At 70.5% G+C, this 18870-nt stretch carries 17 protein-coding genes and 1 pseudogene; 13 read left to right on the top strand and 5 right to left on the bottom strand.

Translation table 11 applies throughout. The annotated features are described in order from the left end of the window. The 4 genes from CA984_RS31105 to CA984_RS31090 form a co-directional block, all read left to right on the top strand. Positions 1-1321: hypothetical protein (locus CA984_RS31105; RefSeq protein ID WP_165781480.1), on the top strand; the 1321-nt coding region annotated here is incomplete at its 5' end. Positions 1322-1544: 223 nt separating this feature from the next. Continuing rightward, positions 1545-1805, top strand: coding sequence for a WhiB family transcriptional regulator (locus CA984_RS31100; RefSeq protein WP_012888122.1), 261 nt, complete (start codon positions 1545-1547; stop codon positions 1803-1805). 176 nt (positions 1806-1981) lie between these two features. Next, the gene (locus CA984_RS31095; RefSeq protein WP_086577052.1) at positions 1982-4849 is read left to right on the top strand and encodes a glycosyltransferase family 2 protein; all 2868 of its coding nucleotides are present in this window, start codon (positions 1982-1984) and stop codon (positions 4847-4849) included. Continuing rightward, on the top strand, positions 4846-6261 hold the full coding sequence (locus CA984_RS31090; RefSeq protein WP_086577051.1) for a DUF5719 family protein: 1416 nt from the start codon (positions 4846-4848) through the stop codon (positions 6259-6261). Before CA984_RS31095 ends, CA984_RS31090 begins: the two co-directional genes overlap by 4 nt. A 16-nt stretch (positions 6262-6277) precedes the next feature. Here CA984_RS31090 and CA984_RS31085 read toward each other — a convergent pair whose 3' ends face one another. Then, positions 6278-6673, bottom strand: coding sequence for a metallopeptidase family protein (locus tag CA984_RS31085; protein ID WP_051864570.1), 396 nt, complete (start codon positions 6671-6673; stop codon positions 6278-6280). Between the two features lie 226 nt (positions 6674-6899). Here CA984_RS31085 and CA984_RS31080 point away from each other — a divergent pair, with 226 nt between their 5' ends. Genes CA984_RS31080 through CA984_RS31060 form a run of 5 tightly spaced genes read left to right on the top strand, consistent with a single transcriptional unit; the run spans position 6900 to position 10923 of the window. Further along, entirely contained in the window at positions 6900-7268 is a 369-nt protein-coding gene (locus CA984_RS31080) for a DUF3499 domain-containing protein (RefSeq protein ID WP_086577049.1), read from the top strand. A gap of 48 nt (positions 7269-7316) precedes the next feature. Further along, positions 7317-8669, top strand: a complete 1353-nt coding sequence (locus CA984_RS31075) for a phosphomannomutase/phosphoglucomutase (RefSeq protein WP_086577048.1) — start codon at positions 7317-7319, stop codon at positions 8667-8669. Positions 8670-8673: 4 nt separating this feature from the next. After that, positions 8674-8847, top strand: coding sequence for a Trm112 family protein (locus CA984_RS31070; protein ID WP_012888128.1), 174 nt, complete (start codon positions 8674-8676; stop codon positions 8845-8847). Next, on the top strand, positions 8844-9950 hold the full coding sequence (locus tag CA984_RS31065; RefSeq protein WP_086577047.1) for a bifunctional phosphoglucose/phosphomannose isomerase: 1107 nt from the start codon (positions 8844-8846) through the stop codon (positions 9948-9950). The genes CA984_RS31070 and CA984_RS31065 overlap by 4 nt, the downstream gene beginning before the upstream one ends. 43 nt (positions 9951-9993) lie before the next feature. After that, positions 9994-10923, top strand: a complete 930-nt coding sequence (locus CA984_RS31060; protein ID WP_086577046.1) for a cation diffusion facilitator family transporter — start codon at positions 9994-9996, stop codon at positions 10921-10923. Between the two features lie 264 nt (positions 10924-11187). Here CA984_RS31060 and CA984_RS46540 read toward each other — a convergent pair. The 3 genes and pseudogenes from CA984_RS46540 to CA984_RS31050 all read right to left on the bottom strand — a co-directional run. Then, positions 11188-11388, bottom strand: a pseudogene (locus CA984_RS46540) (response regulator transcription factor); the annotation flags it as partial. Further along, entirely contained in the window at positions 11382-11516 is a 135-nt protein-coding gene (locus tag CA984_RS48865; protein WP_278249069.1) for a hypothetical protein, read from the bottom strand. The gene CA984_RS48865 and the pseudogene CA984_RS46540, both read right to left, overlap by 7 nt. A gap of 41 nt (positions 11517-11557) precedes the next feature. Beyond that, the gene (locus CA984_RS31050; protein ID WP_031162553.1) at positions 11558-11893 is read right to left on the bottom strand and encodes a MerR family DNA-binding transcriptional regulator; all 336 of its coding nucleotides are present in this window, start codon (positions 11891-11893) and stop codon (positions 11558-11560) included. A gap of 196 nt (positions 11894-12089) precedes the next feature. Between CA984_RS31050 and ahcY the strand changes: the two genes are divergently transcribed. Both ahcY and CA984_RS31040 read left to right on the top strand, forming a co-directional pair. Further along, positions 12090-13517: an adenosylhomocysteinase gene (ahcY, locus tag CA984_RS31045; RefSeq protein ID WP_086577044.1), complete on the top strand. Its 1428-nt coding sequence runs from the start codon at positions 12090-12092 to the stop codon at positions 13515-13517. Between the two features lie 62 nt (positions 13518-13579). After that, positions 13580-14821 (top strand): adenosylhomocysteinase, encoded by a 1242-nt coding sequence (locus CA984_RS31040; protein WP_086577043.1) that lies wholly within the window; start codon positions 13580-13582, stop codon positions 14819-14821. Here CA984_RS31040 and CA984_RS31035 read toward each other — a convergent pair. After that, the gene (locus CA984_RS31035; protein WP_086577042.1) at positions 14816-15454 is read right to left on the bottom strand and encodes a DUF305 domain-containing protein; all 639 of its coding nucleotides are present in this window, start codon (positions 15452-15454) and stop codon (positions 14816-14818) included. The two genes, CA984_RS31040 and CA984_RS31035, sit on opposite strands and share 6 nt — an antisense overlap. 180 nt (positions 15455-15634) lie before the next feature. On the opposite strand from CA984_RS31035, the gene CA984_RS31030 reads away from it, so the two are divergent. Both CA984_RS31030 and CA984_RS31025 read left to right on the top strand, forming a co-directional pair. Further along, positions 15635-17086: an LVIVD repeat-containing protein gene (locus tag CA984_RS31030; protein WP_207621112.1), complete on the top strand. Its 1452-nt coding sequence runs from the start codon at positions 15635-15637 to the stop codon at positions 17084-17086. Positions 17087-17288: 202 nt separating this feature from the next. Then, a complete protein-coding gene (locus CA984_RS31025) occupies positions 17289-18671 on the top strand; it encodes an LVIVD repeat-containing protein (protein ID WP_086577041.1) in 1383 nt (460 codons plus the stop codon). The last annotated feature ends 199 nt before the right edge of the window (positions 18672-18870 follow it).

Genomic DNA, 18870 nt, shown 5'->3' with positions numbered 1-18870 from the left:
GCAGCAGGGCTTCCAGTCCCAGGACCAGATGCCGCAGCAGGGTTTCCAGCCGCAGGACCAGGCGTCGCAGGGCGGTCAGGCCTACCAGCAGGGCGGCCACTCCCAGCAGGCCCAGCCCGCGTCCGCCCCCCAGCCTCCCTACAGCCAGCCGGCGCTCCCGCCCGCGCCCAGCTCCGCCGGCTCCGACGGCTACGGCTCCTCCGAGGGCTACGGCGCTTCCGACGGCTACGGCCGGCAGCAGGCGCACGGCTATGCCCAGCCGACCGGCGACGGATACTCCCAGGCCGCCTACGCGCCGCCGGCGCAGGACCAGCCGCACGGGAACCAGGCCGCCTCCTACGCCCCGGCGCAGACCCCGGCCGAGCCCTACACCCCGAGCCCGTACGTCGCCGCGGACGTCCAGCCCCCGGCTCCGGCCAGGCCGTACGAGCCGCCGGTCACGGCATACGATCCCCCGATCTACGCCACGCCCGCCGAGCAGCAGCCGCAGGCCCCGCTCTACGCCGAGCCCCAGCACTCGGGCTACGGTTCACCGGCCGAGCCCCAGCACCCGGGCTACGGTTCACCGGCCGAGCCCCAGCACCCGGGTTACGGCCAGCCGGCCGACGCCCAGCTCCCCGGCTACGCTCCGCAGCCCGAGCAGCAGCAGGCCCCCTTCTACCAGGCTCAGCCCGAGGCGTACCAGGCTCAGCCTGAGGCGCCCGCGCCGTACACGCCGGCCGACGTCCAGCCGCGCGTGTCCTTCGACAGCCAGGCGCAGTCGTCCTTCCCGCAGCCGCCGGAGAACTACGGCCAGCCGTTCGGCGGCTACTCCGGTGCGGAGTTCGCCCGGCCGACCGAGCCGAACCTGCACTACTCGGCGCCCGACCCGGTCGACCCCCGCTCCCAGCAGATGGCCCAGGCCTACCAGCAGGCGGAGTCCTACCAGCAGCAGACCCAGGGCGGAGAGCCGCAGCTACGGGTCCCGGAGTACGGCGCCTCGCAGGCGGGCGGGTCCTACGACGACCCGTTCGGCCACCCGCAGACCCCGCAGGCTCCGCCCGCCGCGCAGCCGTACCAGCAGCAGGGCGGTCACCAGTGGGACCCGCCGGCCGACGCGACGCTCCGGTTCGATCCGAGCTCCTACCAGGGCGATCCGCTCAACGATCCCAATGCCGGCCGTAACTCCTGGGACTCGCAGCCGGCCATAGACCCCACGGCGATCTACAAGCCGGAGCGCTCGGCTCAGGTCACGGGTGAGGAAATCCCCGATAGAGAGAGGGTGGGCCCGGGTCAGGAGCAGAACATGTCCTGGTACGGTTCCGACCGCCGAGAGCACTGAACGGCCAGGCGATCGTCACGATCGCTTGGCGCGGGCGCCGTCGTCGCAGGCACACGACCCAGAACCGGGGAGAGCAGGTCTTTCCCCGGATACCGGCATGCCGCTTGACGCCACACTGGCCACGCGCGTGTAATTACACACGTGTTGTTACGCCTTCCTCTGGGTGGGTAAGAGGGAGGCGTTCATAGGGGGGCTCCATTTGCGGGCGGCAGGGAGGTGTGCAGTGGCCGACCTGGTCATCGCACAGGACAGCATCGCTGAAGAGCAGCTTGGCTGGCAGGAACGCGCCTTGTGTGCGCAGACCGACCCGGAGGCGTTCTTCCCGGAGAAGGGCGGCTCCACACGGGAGGCCAAGAAGGTTTGCCGCTCCTGCGAAGTACGTGCCGAGTGCCTTGAGTACGCACTTGAGCATGACGAGCGGTTCGGCATCTGGGGTGGGCTTTCCGAGCGGGAACGCCGCCGGATCAAGCGTGAGGCAGTCTGAGAGGCAATCCGCGGCGCTCGCCGAGAGCGCTTGACGATATTTCGTGGGTCACGTGACCGCAGGTCACGTGACCCTTTTTCCAGCCGCGTGACCCTTTTTTCATCTGCGTGGTATAGCCGGACATAGGGTGTCGTATCGTTGTCGCGCCGATCATCCCCCTCCTGAACACGGGACGCATGTCCATCACCGACTCCCCCCGTCTCCACCCCACCGTCACCGCCATCGTCGTCTCCCACGACGGCGCCCGATGGCTGGAGGAGACCCTCGCCGCGCTGCTCGGGCAGACCCGGCCGGTGGACCGTGCCGTCGGAGTGGACAACGGCAGCCGGGACGGCAGCGCCGCGCTGCTGACCGGCGTCCTCGGCCCGAACGCCGTGCTCACCCTCCCGCGCTCGACGAGCTTCGGGCAGGCCGTCGCCGAGGTGCTCGACCGGCTGGGGCCCGCCGGCGGGCGGGAGTGGATCTGGCTGCTGCACGACGACTGCGCGCCCGACGCCGACGCGCTGCAGAACCTGCTCCGGGCCGCCGAGCAGGATCCCAAGGCCGGGGTGCTCGGCCCCAAACTCCGCGACTGGCTGGACCGGCGGCTCCTGCTGGAGGTCGGCGTCACCGTCGACCGGACGGGCCGCCGGGACACCGGCCTGGAGGCCCGCGAGTTCGACCAGGGGCAGTACGACGGCGTCAGGGACGTGCTCTCGGTCTCCACCGCGGGGATGCTGATCCGCCGGGACGTCTGGGACGAGGTCGGCGGGCTCGACCCCTTCCTGCCGCTGTTCCGTGACGACCTGGACCTGTGCTGGCGGGTGCGGGCCGCCGGGCACCGGGTGCAGAACGTCACCCAGGCGGTCGCCTGGCACGCCGAGGCCGCCACCCGGCGCCGCCGCCGCATCACCGTCAGCGGCGACCACCCCCGTCGCCTGGACCGTCGCAACGCCATCTTCGTGGTCATGGCGAACCTGCCGTTCTGGCCGCTGATGTGGGCGCTGGTCCGCAACCTCCTCAGCTCCGCCTTCCGCACGCTGCTGTTCCTGGTGGCGAAACAGCCCGCCGACGCGCTGGACGAGATCGCCGCGATCGGCTCGGTGCTCGGCCATCCCAGCCGGATGATCAAGGCTCGCCGGGCCCGGTCCAAGGGCCGTAAACAGCACCACGCGGCGATCAAACGGCTGCTCACCCCGCCGGGCGCGGGCTACCGGCGCCTGTCGGACCGATTCCAGAGCTACCTGGCCGGGACCGGCTTCGTGGAGTCCGCCGGGCGCCACCACGCCATGACCGCCTCCCAGGAGGACGGCGAGGAACTGCTCACCGACGCCGGGGCGCTCCAGCGGATCTTCGGTAACCCGGGCGTGCTGCTCTTCCTCGCGCTCGCCGTGGTCACGCTGGTCGCCGAGCGCGGGTTGATCGGCGGCACCCGGCTGGGCGGCGGCGCGCTCGTCCCGGTGATCGGCGGATCCTCCGACCTGTGGGACCTCTACCTGGAGAGCTACCACCAGGCGGGCCTAGGGAGCGACGCCTGGGCTCCGCCGTACGTCGCGGTGCTGGCCGCGCTCTCCACCGTGCTGTTCGGCAAGACCTGGCTCGCGGTCTCGGTGCTGCTGCTGGGCTGCGTGCCGCTGGCCGGGTTCTCCGCCTACGCGGCCACCCGGTCGATGATCCCGGGCCGGTGGACCCGCATCTGGCTGGCCTCCTCCTACGCGCTCCTCCCGGTGGCCACCGGCGCGGTCGCCGCCGGACGGCTCGGCACCGCCGTGGTCTTCGTGCTGCTGCCCGTCTACGCGGCGCTGGCCACCGCCCTGCTCACCGGCGAGGGCCGCAGGGCCCGCCGCGCCGCCTGGGGCCTCGGTCTCCTCCTCGCGGTCGGTACGGCTTTCGCCCCGCTGGTCTACCCGCTCACGCTCGTCCTCGGCGCCCTGGCCGCGCTGGCCTTCCCCCGCCGGGGCGTCGCCGTCTCGGTGGCCATCGCCTTCGGCGTCCCGGTGGCGCTGCTGTTCCCCTGGCTGGCGCAGGTGCTCGGCAACCCGGGCCAGCTCCTGCTGGAGGCCGGGCTGCACCAGCTCGCCCTGGTCGACGCCGCCCTGCCCGCCCAGTCACTGCTGACCCTCAGCCCCGGCGGCCCCGGCATGCCGCCGCTCTGGGTGACCGGCGGCCTCATCTCCGCCTGCCTGGCCGCGCTGGTGATGCGCCGCAACCGGATGGTCATCGCGATCGGCTGGGGCGTCGCGCTCTTCGGCGTGCTGGTGGCGATCCTGGTCAGCCGGACCCCTGTCACCTCCCTGAACGGCGACACCGTGGCCCCGGCCTGGCCGGGAGTGCCGCTGGCCTTCGCCGCCACCGGCATGCTCGTGGTGGCCGCCCTCACCGCCGACCGGGTCGTCGAGTTCCGGGCGGCGGGCGGGTTGCGCAGGGTCACCGCGTTCGTCGTCGTGGCGGTCGCCTTCTCCACGCCGCTGCTCGCGGCGGGCATGTGGATCACCCGGGGCGTGGACGGGCCGATCAGCGGGAACGTGCGCGACGTGATCCCCGCCCTGGTGGCGGTCAACTCGGGCAACGGCGAGCGGACCCTGCTCCTGCGCACCAGGGAGGACGGCCTGACCTTCACCGTGCTGCGCGGCCGTACGCCGGTGGTCGGCGAGTCCGACATCCCCATGCCGCAGGGCGTCCGCGAGCGTGTCGGCGTCGCGGCGGCCGGGCTGGTCTCCGGCCGGGGCGGCGACGACGCCCGCGTGCTGGCCGCCCACGGCGTGCAGTTCGTCGTGGTGGCCGCGCCGGTGAGCCCGGAGATCAGCCACGCGCTGGACTCCCAGCCCGCCCTGGCCAGGATGAGCCTGTCCCGGGCGCTCGGCGTGTGGCGGCTCACCCAGCCGGTCGCGGCGGCCCCGGCCCCGGAGGGCGACCCCTGGCACGGCCGCTGGCTCTGGGTCCAGGCCGCGATCCTGCTGGTCGTCTCGGTCCTGGCCGCGCCCGGCTCCCGGACGGACGCCGCCGCCGACGGCTACGCCTCCCCGGACCTGTCGGAGCCCTCAAGAGAGCTGGCCCCCCGGTGAAATCCCTGATCGAGAACCGGTTCGGCCTGCTCGGCCTCGTCCTGGTGGCCCTGCTCGCCCTGTACGGCGTGGCCTTCGCGACCCAGCCGGAGGCCGCCGCCCGGCCCGCGCCCGGTCCGCAGAGGGTGCCCGTCGCCTCCGTGACGGCCATCTGCCCCGACCCCGCCGAGACCACCGTCGGCGTCGTCACCCCGCCGGGCGGGACGGGCCCGGGCGCCACGGCGCTCCTCACCGGGGACAGGACCCTCGCGGAACTCGACACGACCGGCACCCTGTGGCACGAGCAGGTCCCCGCCAAGTCGGGGCCGCTGGTGGTGGCGTCGACCGGGAGCATGGCCGCGGGCATGGAGGCCGAGCAGACCCGGCGGGAGACCTCGGGCGACCAGCGGGGGCTGGCTGGGGTGCGGTGCGTGGAGCCGGTGGCGAGCACCTGGCTGGTCGGGCCGGGCCCGGCCGCGGCCGACGTCACGCTCCACCTCACCAACGCCGACCCCGCCCCGGCCATCGCGGAGATCATGATCTACTCCGGCGAGGGCCCGGTGTTCAGCGACTCCGGCGGCGTGTTCACGCTCAAGCCGGGTGAGAGCCGTACGATCAAGCTCAAGGACCTGGCCCCCTCGCCGCTCGTCATGGCCGTCGAGGTGCGCACCACCTCCGGCCGGGTCGCCGCCGCCGCCCGGGCGGTCATGCGCGGCGGCCGGGGCGTCGACTGGCTGCCGGTCTCCGCCGCTCCGGCCACCCGCGTCGTGGTGCCGGGCGTCCCCGGCGGCGGGGGCAGACGCGAGCTGTACGTCGCCTCCGCGGGCGAGTCCGACACCCTGGTCGAGGTCAAGGCGCTCACCCCGGACGGGACCTACGCACTCAAGGACCGTGAGCTGGTGGAGGTCCCCGCGGGGTCGGTCGCCACCCTCGACCTGTCCAGCGCCATCGGCGGGCAGCCTTCCGCGCTCCTGCTCACCTCGGACACGCCGATCGTGGCCGGGCTGGCCGTCACCGGCACCGGTAAGAAGAGCGACGTGGCCTTCACCGCCGGGGCGGCGCCGATCGACCTGGGCAGCGTGGTCGCCGACAACCGGACGGGCAAGAAGAAGAGCTCCCGGCTGCTGCTGACCGCACCGGACGCGGCAGGGAAGGTGAGCGTCCAGGTGCTGCCGCGCAAGGGCGAGGCGCCGGAGCCCTTCGAGGTGGCCGTCACCGGCTCGCACACCAAGGAGGTCAAGCTGCCCAAGGTGGACGGCGCCTTCGCGGTGCTCGTGCTGCCGCTGCCGGGCTCCGGCCCGGTGTACGGCGGGCGGGTGATGGACGAGAGCGTCAAGGGCGGCCTGCTGCTGACCGCCCAGCCGCTGGCGTCCGCGCGCATGTGGGCGCTGGTCCCGCCGATCACCGAGTCCGTGGCGGCCGTGCTGCCCTAGCGGCCCCCGGGGCCGTTCAGTCGCGCTCGTCGTAGCCGGGGTCCACCGTCTCGGGGGACAGGCCCAGCAGCCCGGCGACCTGCTCCACCACCGCGTCGTGCACCATCGCGCCGAGCTGGTCGCGGTCACGGGCCCGCGCCTCCAGGGGGCGCCGGTAGATGATCACGACGGCCGGGCGCTTCCCGACGGCGGGCTCGGCCCGGCCGAACGGGATCGGCTCGCCGGTGAGCAGTCCGGGCCCGTCGCCCAGGTGGCTGATCGGCGGAACCTCCTCGACCGCGAACTCCACCGCCGACAGCTGCTTGCCCCAGCGGGGCTTGAGCCGGTCCACCGCGTCCAGGACGAAGTCGTCGAAGCGCTCGCTGCGCGACTTGGCGATCGGCACGTGGGAGGGCGCCAGGGGGCCGCGCATACCACGGCCGTGCCGGTCGCGTCTGCGGGGAGGGCGGGGTCCGCCGGGTGCCGAGCTCACGGGCCAAGCTTAGACGCGCCCAGAGGAGGGGCGGGAAGGGGCGGTGACAGGGGCGTAAGCCGTACAGGCGGGTGGAAGGTGGGACACGTGTCCGAATTGTGGCGACACGCTCGTTAAGAGCGCTCAGATAGTGGCGCCTCGGACGCTTACCGGATACGGTCCCACCGTGAGCCCCGTCCGCCGCTGTTCCCGCACCGCGTGCAGTCAGCCTGCCGTATTCACGCTCACGTACGTCTACGCCGATTCGACCGCCGTTCTCGGGCCCTTGGCGACGTACGCCGAGCCGCACTGTTATGACCTGTGCGCCGAGCATGCCGAGCGGTTGACCGCACCTCGCGGCTGGGAGGTCGTCCGTCTTCCCACCGACGGCGCACCGCCCAGCACGGACGACCTGGAGGCCCTCGCCAACGCGGTCCGCGAGGCCGCCAGACCCGCTCCCACCGGCGGCGCCGAGCCGGTCGGCCAGGGGGTCGAGGTGGGCCGCCGCGGCCACCTGCGGGTGCTCCGTTCCGCTCAGCCCCAGCGCGACCGCTGACCCGACTAGGCTGGGGTCAGCAGACACGACATAAAGGGCGGAGCTGGAGTGGGCGACCTCGCCAAGATCTTCAAGGCGTACGACGTTCGAGGCGTCGTGCCGGACGAGCTCGACGAGGAGACCTCGGAGGCGGTCGGCGCGGCCTTCGTGGAGGTGACCGGCGCCGGGACCGTCGTGGTGGCGCACGACATGCGTGCCTCGTCCGGACCGCTGGCCGCGGCCTTCGCCCGCGGAGCCACTTCACGCGGAGCCGACGTCGTCCACGCGGGGCTGGGCTCCACCGACCTGCTCTACTACGCGAGCGGCAGCCTCGCCCTGCCCGGCGTGATGTTCACCGCCAGCCACAACCCGGCCCGCTACAACGGCATGAAGATGTGCCGCGCCGGCGCCGTGCCGATCGGGGGCGACAGCGGTCTGGCCGAGATCCGCGACCGGGCGGCCGAACTCCTGAGGTCCGGAGTCGGCGGCGACGGCGGCGGGACCGTCTCCGAGCGGGACCTGCTGCGGGGCTACGCCGACCACCTGCGCACGCTGGTGGACCTGTCCGGCATCCGGCCGCTGAAGGTCGTGGTGGACGCGGGCAACGGCATGGGCGGCCACACCGTCCCGGTGGTGTTCGAGGGGCTCCCGCTGGAGCTGAGCGAGCTCTACTTCGAGCTGGACGGCGACTTCCCCAACCACGAGGCCAACCCGATCGAGCCGGACAACCTGCGCGACCTGCAGAAGGCCGTGCTCGACGTCGGCGCCGACATCGGCCTGGCCTTCGACGGCGACGCCGACCGCTGCTGGGTCATCGACGAGCGCGGCGAGTCGGTCTCCCCCTCCGCGATCACCGCGCTGGTCGCGGTGCGCGAGCTGGCCAGGCATCCCGGCGCCATGATCATCCATAATCTGATCACCTCGCGGAGCGTCCCGGAGATCGTCGCCGAGCACGGCGGCGAGCCGGTCCGCACCCGGGTCGGCCACTCGTTCATCAAGGCCGAGATGGCCAGGACCGGTGCGGTCTTCGGCGGCGAGCACTCCGCGCACTACTACTTCAAGGACTTCTGGTCCGCCGACTCCGGCATGCTGGCCGCGCTGCACGTGCTGGCCGCGCTGGGCGGGCAGGACCGGCCGCTGTCGGAGATCCTCACGGACTACGCCCGCTACGCCGCCTCCGGAGAGATCAACAGCACGGTCGCGGACCAGGCGGGAGCGGCGGCGCGGGTCCGCGAGACGTTCGCCGGCCGCGACGGCGTCACCTTCGACGAGCTGGACGGTCTGACCGTGTCCGGCCCCGGATGGTGGTTCAATCTTCGTCCGTCCAACACCGAGCCGCTGCTCAGGCTGAACGCCGAGGCGGCCGACGAGATTCAGATGGCAGCGATCAGGGACGAAGTTCTTGCTGTCGTGAGGAGCTGAACGAGTGAAGATCGACGACTGGCTGCTTGAGATCCTGGCCTGTCCCAACTGCAAGTCCCCGCTGCGCGCCGAGCCCGAGGTGGACGAGCTGTCCTGCACATCCGCCTCCTGCGGCCTGGTCTATCCGGTCCGGGACGACATCCCGGTGCTGCTGGTTGACGAGGCGCGGAAGTCGTGAGCTGGGAGCCTGATCGGCTCGACGATCAGAAGCAGCTGACCGACGGCGACCCGTCGGGAATGCTGCGCGCGGTGGCGGCCTCGGCGGCGCAGGTCCGCACCTCCCGCCGGGCGGCACGCGAGGCCGACCTCTCGTCGCTGGACAGGGAGGGACGGCCCAGGACCATCGTGGTCGCGGGCATGGGCGGTTCGGGCATCGCGGGCGACATCCTCAACGCGGTGTGCGGCCACGGCGCCCCGCTGCCGATCGTGACCGTGCGGTCCTACCGGCTGCCCGGCTGGGTCGGCGCGACCGACATGGTGATCGCGGTGTCGTGCTCGGGCAGGACCGAGGAGACGCTCGCGGTGGCGATGGAGGCCGTCCGCCGAGGGTGCCGCCTGCTCGCCCTGGGCGCCCCCGACTCGCCGCTGCAGGCGATCGCCAGGCAGGCGGGCGCGCCGTTCGTGCCCGTCGTCACCGGGGGGCAGCCACGTGCCGCCGTCTGGGCGCTGTCGATCCCGCTGGTCGTCATCGCCGCCGAGCTCGGCCTGGTCCAGGCCGACGACGAGGCGTTCGAGAGCACGGCCAAGCGCCTGGAGGACATCGCCCACCGGTGCCGTCCGGCGAGTGAGTCGTTCATCAACCCGGGCAAGTCGCTGGCCATGGAGATGGCCGAGACGGTGCCGATGATCTGGGGGTCCTCCCCGCTGGCCGCGGTCGCCGCCTACCGGTGGGCCTGCCAGCTCAACGAGAACGGCAAGTATCCGGCCGTCTGGGGCGAGATCCCCGAGGTCAACCACAACCAGGTGGTGGCCTTCGACGGCCCGCTGGCCACGCGGGACATCTTCGCCGACGAGAGCGGGCGGTCGTTGCGGCTGTTCGTGCTGCGCGACGTGGAGGAGCATCCGCAGGTGGCGCGGCGGCGCGAGGTGTCGGTGCGGATGGCCGAGGACCGGGGCGTCCCGGTCACCCAGATCGTGGCCGAGGGGCTCCACCCGCTGGAGCGGCTCGCGACCTTGGTTGAATTGGGAGACTACGCGAGTACGTACCTCGCCCTGGGGTACGGGGTCGATCCGACCCCGGTGTCGGCCATCACAGAGCTGAAGGCGAGGATTTCCTCATAGGATTTCGTCTCGTCTTTTACGGAATCAACGAGCGGAGGCTGCCGTGAGCGCGGGCGGCGGTACTAAGGCGATCATCGCGGCATTGTCGGCCAACCTCGCGATCGCGGTGGCCAAGTTCGTGGCCTTCCTGGTCACGACCTCCTCGTCGATGCTCGCCGAGTCGATCCACTCTCTCGCCGACTCGGGCAACCAGGTGTTGCTGCTGGTCGGAGGGAAACGGGCGGCGCGGAAGCGGACGCCGGAGCACCCTTTCGGTTATGGCCGGGAGCGCTATTTCTACGCCTTCGTCGTGGCGGTGGTGCTGTTCACGATCGGTGCGCTGTTCTCCCTCTACGAGGGCTGGCACAAGATCAGTGATCCGCATCCGGTGGAGACGCCCATCGTGGCCTTCGGCGTGCTGATCTTCGCGATCGTCGCGGAGGGATTCTCCTTCCGTACCGCGATCAAGGAGTCGAACCACGTCCGGGGCAAGCAGTCCTGGGTGCAGTTCATCCGCAGGTCCAAGTCGCCGGAGCTGCCGGTCATCGTGCTGGAGGACCTGGGCGCGCTGGTCGGCCTGATCCTCGCGCTGGCCGGTGTGACGATGGCCGTGGTCACCGGTGACGGCGTCTGGGACGGCGTCGGCACGATGGCGATCGGCGTCCTGCTCGCGATCATCGCGGTGATCCTCGCGGTCGAGACCAAGTCGCTGCTGATCGGCGAGGGCGCGGGCCCGGAGGTCGAGAAGCGGATCTGTGACGCCCTGAACGGTACGCCCGAGGTCGCCAGGGTCATCCACATGCGCACCCTCCACCTGGGGCCGGAGGAGATCCTGGTCGCCGCCAAGATCGCGGTGGACCACGACGACACCGCCTCCGAGGTGGCCCGCGGGATCGACGAGGCCGAGCAGCGCATCCGCGCCGCCGTGCCAGAGGCCCGCGTCATCTACCTTGAGCCGGACCTCGACAGGGCCAAGGTCAACGGCTCCGTCTGACCCCTGCGGACCGTGGCTCCTTCGCGCTCTGGACGAGTGGTTCCGGAGCGCGGAACGGTTGAGGGATGAGCCGCGCTCAGCCGTCACGGCTGGTCTGCGCGTACGGGCTTGGCGTACGTTTTCGTCCCGCCGTGCTTCGGGGCCTCTCACCTATGCGCTCACGCTCCATGGCGCGGAGAGCCCTCCTTCCGCTGGGCGGAACCGTGAACCGCGAACCACCCGGTTCTGGCCGGGACTCCCGGTGCTTCGACGGCCGGGAGGATGTCAGGCGCGTGGGGCGACCAGACCTGTCTCGTAGGCGTGGATGACGGCCTGGGTGCGGTCGCGCAGGCCGAGCTTGGCGAGCAGCCGTGCCACGTGGGTCTTGACGGTGTGCTCGGTGACCACGAGATCGGCCGCGATCTCGGCGTTGGACAGCCCCCGGGCGATCAGACGCAGCACCTCCGCCTCCCGCGGGGTCAGCGGGCTACCCGCCGGCAGGCGAGGTTGACGAGCGGTGATTCGAGGGCGCGCCTGAGATCGAAGGCGGCCACGCGCTCCTCGACGTGGCTCAACTTGGTGGTGACATCCATGGACTTGGTGGTGACATCCATGGGGAGAATTGTCCTGACCTGGGAATTCTGTGTCGTCACTCCTAGGAGCGACCTTGGAGCAGGCGCAGCGCCTTCTCCTTCTCGAAGTCCAGCGCGCGGCGAGGGGCCTGCAGGCGGCCGATCCGCAGCCCCAGATCGCGTACGGCCTGCGCCACCGCGGGCTCGCTCAGCACCCGCAGCGCGAAGGCCAGCTCTGCGGGGGAGATGTCGAACCGCTTCTCCAGCTCCACGCCCTGGGCCACGGCCGACAGCTCCTCGGGGCCGAAGCGGCGGTGCGCCCCGTGGCTGCGGACCGGCGGGAGCAGACCGAGCGCCTCGCGGTAGCGGAGCATGCGGGGTGACATTCCCAGCCGTCTGGCGGCCTCGGTGATCCGCATTCTCACGCCTTTCCGCAGAGTCTTACATTCTTGTGTCAGATTAGCGGTCTGGAAGGTGCGCGGAGTCATCCCGGCCGCCTAAACTCACATCGTCGACTTTTCCGGTGGAGCGCCGAGCCGGGCCCGAGAGCGAAGCGGGGTCGCGAGACCAGCGAGGGCACGAGGCGAGCGCGACCATCAACCAGAGGGGTAACACATGGACTTCAAGGTCGCCGACCTTTCCCTTGCGGCCTTCGGCCGCAAGGAGATCCAGCTCGCCGAGCACGAGATGCCGGGCCTGATGGCCGTCCGCAAGGAGTACGCCGAGTCCCAGCCGCTGGCCGGTGCGAAGATCATGGGCTCGCTGCACATGACCATCCAGACCGCCGTGCTCATCGAGACGCTGGTCGCGCTCGGCGCCGAGGTCCGCTGGGTGAGCTGCAACATCTTCTCCACCCAGGACCACGCGGCCGCCGCCGTCGTCGTCGGCCCGAACGGCACCGTCGACGACCCGCAGGGCGTGCCGGTCTTCGCCTGGAAGGGCGAGACCCTGGAGGAGTACTGGTGGTGCACCGAGCAGGCGCTGGTATGGCCCGGCGGTGACGGCCCCAACATGATCCTCGACGACGGCGGCGACGCCACCCTGCTCGTCCACAAGGGCGCCGAGTACGAGAAGGCCGGCGCCGTCCCCAGCGCGGGCGAGGACGACGCGGAGGAGTGGAAGATCATCCTTGATCTGCTCCGCCGTACGGTCACCCCCGAGAAGAAGTGGACCGAGGTCGCCTCGCGCATCAAGGGCGTCACCGAGGAGACCACCACCGGCGTCCACCGCCTCTACGAGATGTTCAAGGCCGGCTCGCTGCTCTTCCCGGCGATCAACGTCAACGACTCGGTGACCAAGTCGAAGTTCGACAACAAGTACGGCTGCCGCCACTCGGTCATCGACGGCCTCAACCGCGCCACCGACGTGCTGATCGGCGGCAAGGTCGCCGTCGTGGCCGGTTACGGCGACGTCGGCAAGGGCTGTGCCGACGCGCTGCGGGGCCAGGGCGCCCGCGTCATCGTCACCGAGATCGACCCCATCTGCGCGCTCCAGGCGGCCATGGACGGCTTCCAGGTCACCACGCTGGACGAGGTCGTCGGCATCGCCGACATCTTCGTCACCACGACCGGCAACTTCGACATCATCACCGCCGACCACATGTCGAAGATGAAGCACAACGCCATCGTGTCCAACATCGGCCACTTCGACAACGAGATCGACATGGCCGGCCTGGCCAAGATCCCGGGCATCGTCAAGACCGAGATCAAGCCGCAGGTCCACACCTGGGCCTTCCCCGACGGCCGCCAGATCCTGGTGCTCGCCGAGGGCCGTCTGATGAACCTGGGCTGCGCCACCGGCCACCCCTCGTTCGTCATGTCCAACTCCTTCACCAACCAGGTGATCGCCCAGATCGAGCTGTTCACCAAGACCGAGCAGTACCCGATCGGCGTCTACGTGCTGCCCAAGCACCTGGACGAGAAGGTCGCCCGTCTCCACCTCGACGCCCTCGGCGTGAAGCTCACCAAGCTCACCAAGGCGCAGGCGGAGTACATCGGCGTGGACATCGAGGGCCCCTACAAGGCCGACCACTACCGCTACTGATCGACCGTTCCAACCGGGCCCCCGCAGAGCTGCGGGGGCCTTCGGGCAATCCGGGGAGAGACGTGGACAGCGCACTGGTGGCCGCGGGCGAGCGGCGGATCGGGTGGGCGGCGCGGTCGATGCCCGTGCTCACCGCGATCGGAGAGCGGTTCGCGGCCGAGCGGCCTCTCGACGGGCTGCGGATCGCCGCCTGCCTGCACGTGACCGCCGAGACCGCGGTGCTCATGGGCACGCTGAAGGCGGGCGGGGCCGAGATCGCACTGGCCGCCTCGAACCCGCTGTCCACGCAGGACGACGTCGCCGCCGCGCTGGGCGAGTACGGCGTCGGCGTGCACGCGAGGGCCGGGGTCGACAGGGAGACCTACTACCGGCACATCCACCAGGCGCTCGACATCTCCCCGGACATCGTCCTCGACGACGGCTGCGACCTGGTCAACATCCTGCACACCGAGCGGACCGAGCTGCTGGAGAGGGTCACCGGGGGCTGCGAGGAGACCACGACCGGGATCATCCGGCTCCGGCAGATGGCGGCCGAGCGGGCGCTGAGGTTCCCGGTCGTGGCGGTCAACGACACCCGGACCAAGCGGATGTTCGACAACCGGTACGGCACCGGCCAGTCCACCATCGACGGCATCATGCGCGCCACCAACACCCTGCTGGCCGGCAAGACCGTGGTGGTCGCCGGGTTCGGCTACTGCGGCCGGGGCGTCGCCGAGCGGGCCAGGGGCCTGGGCGCCCGGGTGGTGATCACTGAGATCGACCCGGTCAAAGCCCTGGACGCCTCGCTGCAGGGTTACGACGTGCAGCCGATGACGGGCGCCGCCCGGGCGGGGGACGTGTTCATCACGGTCACCGGCAACCGCGACGTGATCAGAGGCGAGCACCTGGCGGTGATGAAGGACGGCGCGATCCTGGCCAACGCCGGCCATTTCGACGTCGAGATCGACGTCCGGGCCCTGGACGAGCTGGCGCAGGCCGTCCATCGCGGAGTGCGCCCCAACACCGACGAGTACGTCCTCGCCGACGGGCGGCGGCTCCTGCTGCTCGCCGAGGGCCGTCTGGTGAACCTGACGGCGGCCGAGGGGCATCCGGCCGCCGTCATGGACATGTCCTTCTCCGCGCAGGCACTCGCCGTCGCGTGGCTGGCCCGCGAGAGGGCGGAGCTGGCGCCCGGCGTCTACGACGTGCCGCAGGAGGTCGACGTCGAGGTGGCGCGGCTCAAGCTGGCCGCCGCCGGGATCGAGGTGGACACCCTGACCTCCGAGCAGGAGAAGTATCTCCACTCCTGGCGGCTCGGCTCATAGCCCGGCCTGCATCTCCCGCATCCTGCGGATCTCGGCGCTCTGGGTGGCGGCGACGTCGTTCGCCAGCTCCTCGATCTTGATGTGCGAGCCGCCGACCAGGACCTGCTCGGACATCGTGATGGCCCCCTGGTGGTGGGCCGTCATCAGCGTGAGGAAGAGCCGGTCGAAGTCCTTGCCCGAGGCGGCTCTGAGGGCCCGCATCTGCTCGGGTGTGGCCATGCCCGGCATGCCGGTGTGGGAGGCGTGGTGGGCGGGGACCTTCATGCCCTGCTGCTGCAGCCAGGTCGTCATGTACTGGATCTCCGGCCCCTGGGCGTCCTTGATGCGCGAGGCCAGGCCCTTGAGCGCGGCCGAGTCGGCCCGGGACGGAGCCAGGACCGCCATGTCGACGGCCTGCCGGTGATGGGTGACCATGTCCTGGACGTATTTCACGTCCGCCGCGTTGGCGGTGGGCGCGGGCACGGCTGTGACGGCCTCGTCCGGGCTGATCGTCCTGGCGGGCTCACCCGGCCTGCCGGGCGCGATGATCGGGGCGGTCGACTCGGCTTTCGCCTGGACGGGAGGCGGCCCCGGATCGGCGCTGCACGCGCTGAGGGAGAGGGCGGCGACCACGGCTACGAGCGCGACACGCACCCGGCCTCCTTCTTGAAGCTGCTGTGACGGAAAACCCTAACCTCGGCCAGCCGCCTGAGTAAAGACAACAAATCGGAAAAACTTGCTGACACAGTGACATCTTGCCTGATCTACCACTCAAGACGGACGATCTAGTAATTTATGCGCCCTTTATGGCGCATATGGCAAGGAGGTTCGCGAGTGTTCACCCCTCTCAGGAAGGGCCTGTCCGGCCGGTTCCTGGTAGTAGCCGGTGTCGCGGCGGTGATGGCGCTGTCCACGGTGCCCGCCCAGGCCGCTGACATCCCGGCACCCGGCGAGATCGTCATGAGCCCGAACATCGAGCACGTGACCAACGTTCCCAAGCCGGCCGCGCTCACTGACATCCACACCGACATGGCCTTCCAGGGTGACTACGCCTATGTCGGCAACTACACCGGTTTCTCCATCTACGACATCCGCAAGCCGAAGAAGACCTCGCTGGTCAGCTCGGTGATCTGCCCCGGCGGGCAGATGGACGTGGCCGTCTACGGGAACCTGCTCTTCGGCGCCGTCGACTCCTCCCGCAACAACGACTCCTGCAGCAGCACCTCGCAGAGCGCGTCGGTCAAGGAGTCGTGGGAGGGCGTCCGGATCTTCGACATCAGCGACAAGAAGAATCCGAAGTACGTCAAGGCGGTCGAGACCAACTGCGGCTCGCACACCCTGACCCTCGTTCCGGGCAAGGGCCGCGACCGGCGCAACGTCTATCTCTACATCTCCTCCTACAGCCCCTCGGCGAGCTTCCCCGACTGCCAGCCGCCGCACGACCTGATCTCGATCGTCAAGGTGCCGCTGGGCAACCCGGCGGGCGCCTCCGTCGTCGGCACCCCGAACCTGTTCCCGGACGGAGGCAACCCCGGCGAGCCGACCCAGCAGTACCCCTACCGCACGTCGGCGACCACCGGCTGCCACGACATCACCGTCTTCCCGGAGAAGAACATCGCCGCCGGAGCCTGCATGGGCGAGGGCATCCTGATGGACATCTCCGACCCGGTGAACCCCAAGGTCACCGCGACGGCCCGGGACGACGAGAACTTCGCGTTCTGGCACTCGGCGACGTTCAACAACGCCGGCACCAAGGTCGTCTTCACCGACGAGCTCGGCGGCGGCAGCGCGGCCACCTGCAACGCGACGATCGGCCCGAACCGCGGCGCCAACGCCTACTACGACATCGCGGGCGGCCAGCTCGCCTTCAAGGGCTACTTCAAGATCCCGAGGCACCAGGCCGACACCGAGAACTGTGTCGCGCACAACGGCTCGCTGATCCCGGTCAAGGGCAAGGACATCATGGTCCAGGCCTGGTACCAGGGCGGCATCTCGGTCGTGGACTTCACCGACTCGGCCAACCCGCAGGAGATCGCCTTCTTCGAGCGCGGCCCCGACAGCACCGCCCCCGCGCTGAGCGGTGGATTCTGGTCCGCCTACTACTACAACGGCTACATCTACGGCAGCGACTTCAACCTGGGCCTCGACGTCCTGAAGATCAATGACCCGCGCACCAACAAGGCCAAGGGGGTCAAGGCCGACATCCTGAACGCGCAGACCCAGGCCTCCTACGCCGAGCACGGCCATGGCGGTCACGGCGGTCACGGCGACCACGACGACGACTGATCATCTCTGGGCGGCGGGGATCCCGGTCCTCGCCGCCCGGGCCGCCCGCGGAGAGCGGCCCCGGATAACCCTTTTGCGTGAGGGAAGACATAAAACTAGATGATTATCCTTACCGGCTGACATCTAGTTTATCTGCCTGTTGAGACGGACAATTTGGTCGTTTATCTGCACTTCATGTCTTCCTCGCAACGGAGGTTACCGGGTGCTCACTCTCCGCAGGATCGGCTGGCCGTCGATCGTGGTGGCCGCCGCGATGCTCATGTCGGCGATACCCGCCCAGGCCGCCGGCATCCCACCGTCCGGTGAGGTCGCCACCAGCCCGAACGTGTCGCACGTGGCCAACGTCCCCAAGCCCGCCGGGCTGGAGAACACCATCAACACCGACATCGCCTTCCAGGGCGACTACGCCTACGTCGGCAACTACGGCGGTTTCTCCATCTACGACATCAGCCGTCCGGAGCGGGCCAAGGTCGTCAGCAGCGTCGTCTGTCCCGGCTCCCAGATGGACGTGTCGGTCTACGGGGATCTGCTGTTCACCGCGGTCGACTCCTCACGCAACAACGACTCCTGCAGCAGCGTCGGACAGGTCGCGTCGGTCAAGGAGTCGTGGGAGGGCGTCCGGATCTTCGACATCAGCGACAAGAAGAGCCCGAAGTACATCAAGGCGGTCGAGACCGACTGCGGCTCGCACACCCTGACCCTCGTTCCGGGCAAGGGCCGCGACCGGCGCAACGTCTACCTGTACGCCTCCTCCTACAACCCCTCGGCGAGCTTCCCCGACTGCCGGCCGCCGCACGACAAGATCTCGGTCATCAAGGTCCCGCTGCGTTCCCCCGCGGACGCCGCGGTCGTCAGCACCCCGGTCGTCTTCCCCGACGGCGGCAACGAGACCCAGCCCGGCCTGCTGCTGCCGACCAGCGGCTGCCACGACATCACCGTCTACGCGGAGAGGGACGTCGCCGCCGGAGCCTGCATGGGCGACGGCGTGCTGTTCGACATCTCCGACCGGGAGAACCCGGTGATCACGGCCCGTGTCACGGACCCGAACTTCGCGTTCTGGCACTCGGCGACGTTCAACAACGCCGGCACCAAGGTCGTCTTCACCGACGAGCTCGGCGGCGGCGGCGCGGCCACCTGCAACGAGGCCACCGGCCCGAACCGCGGCGCCGACGCCGTCTACGACATCAGGGGCGGCCGGCTCGTGTTCAGGAGCTACTTCAAGATCTCGCGCTACCAGGCCGACACCGAGAACTGCGTCGCGCACAACGGCTCGCTGATCCCGGTCAGGGGCAAGGACATCATGGTCCAGGCCTGGTACCAGGGCGGCATCTCGATCGTGGACTTCACCGACTCCGCACACCCGCGGGAGATCGGCTTCTTCGAGCGCGGCCCGGAGCCCAACGGCGGGGGCGGCGGCATCTGGTCGGCCTACTACTACAACGGCCACATCTACGGCAGCGACTTCCACCACGGGCTCGACGTGGTCAGGATCAACGACCGGCGCACCGACCCGGCCAGGGGCGTCCGCCTCGACCGGCTGAACGTGCAGACCCAGGCCTCCTACCACCAGGGGCGCGACCACTGACCCTCCGGGCGGGGACGGCGATCCTCCGCCGCCCCCGCCCACGTCCGTACGGCGCGCTCAGACCCGGCCGGATAGTTCCACGGCCATGCATGTCCAGCCCCAGCCGGTCGCCCGTACGGCGCTCAGACCCGGCCGGTCGTCCGTACGGCGCGCCGTCGGGCTCGGGCGGTCGTCCGTACGGGATCGGGCGGGTTCAGGC

The organism is Streptosporangium minutum, from assembly GCF_002149035.1.
GTDB classification, from domain to species: Bacteria; Actinomycetota; Actinomycetes; order Streptosporangiales; family Streptosporangiaceae; genus Streptosporangium; species Streptosporangium minutum.
Note: the sequence above shows the minus strand (reverse complement) of the source record. Positions and strands in the feature narration are given on the sequence as shown.

Coding starts and splice junctions, on each gene's coding strand:
- CA984_RS31095 (WP_086577052.1), top strand. CDS start 1,982: ATGTCCATCACCGACTCCCCCCGTCTCCACCCCACCGTCACCGCCATC.
- CA984_RS31085 (WP_051864570.1), bottom strand. CDS start 6,673: ATGCGCGGCCCCCTGGCGCCCTCCCACGTGCCGATCGCCAAGTCGCGC.
- CA984_RS48865 (WP_278249069.1), bottom strand. CDS start 11,516: ATGGATGTCACCACCAAGTCCATGGATGTCACCACCAAGTTGAGCCAC.
- CA984_RS31050 (WP_031162553.1), bottom strand. CDS start 11,893: ATGCGGATCACCGAGGCCGCCAGACGGCTGGGAATGTCACCCCGCATG.
- ahcY (WP_086577044.1), top strand. CDS start 12,090: ATGGACTTCAAGGTCGCCGACCTTTCCCTTGCGGCCTTCGGCCGCAAG.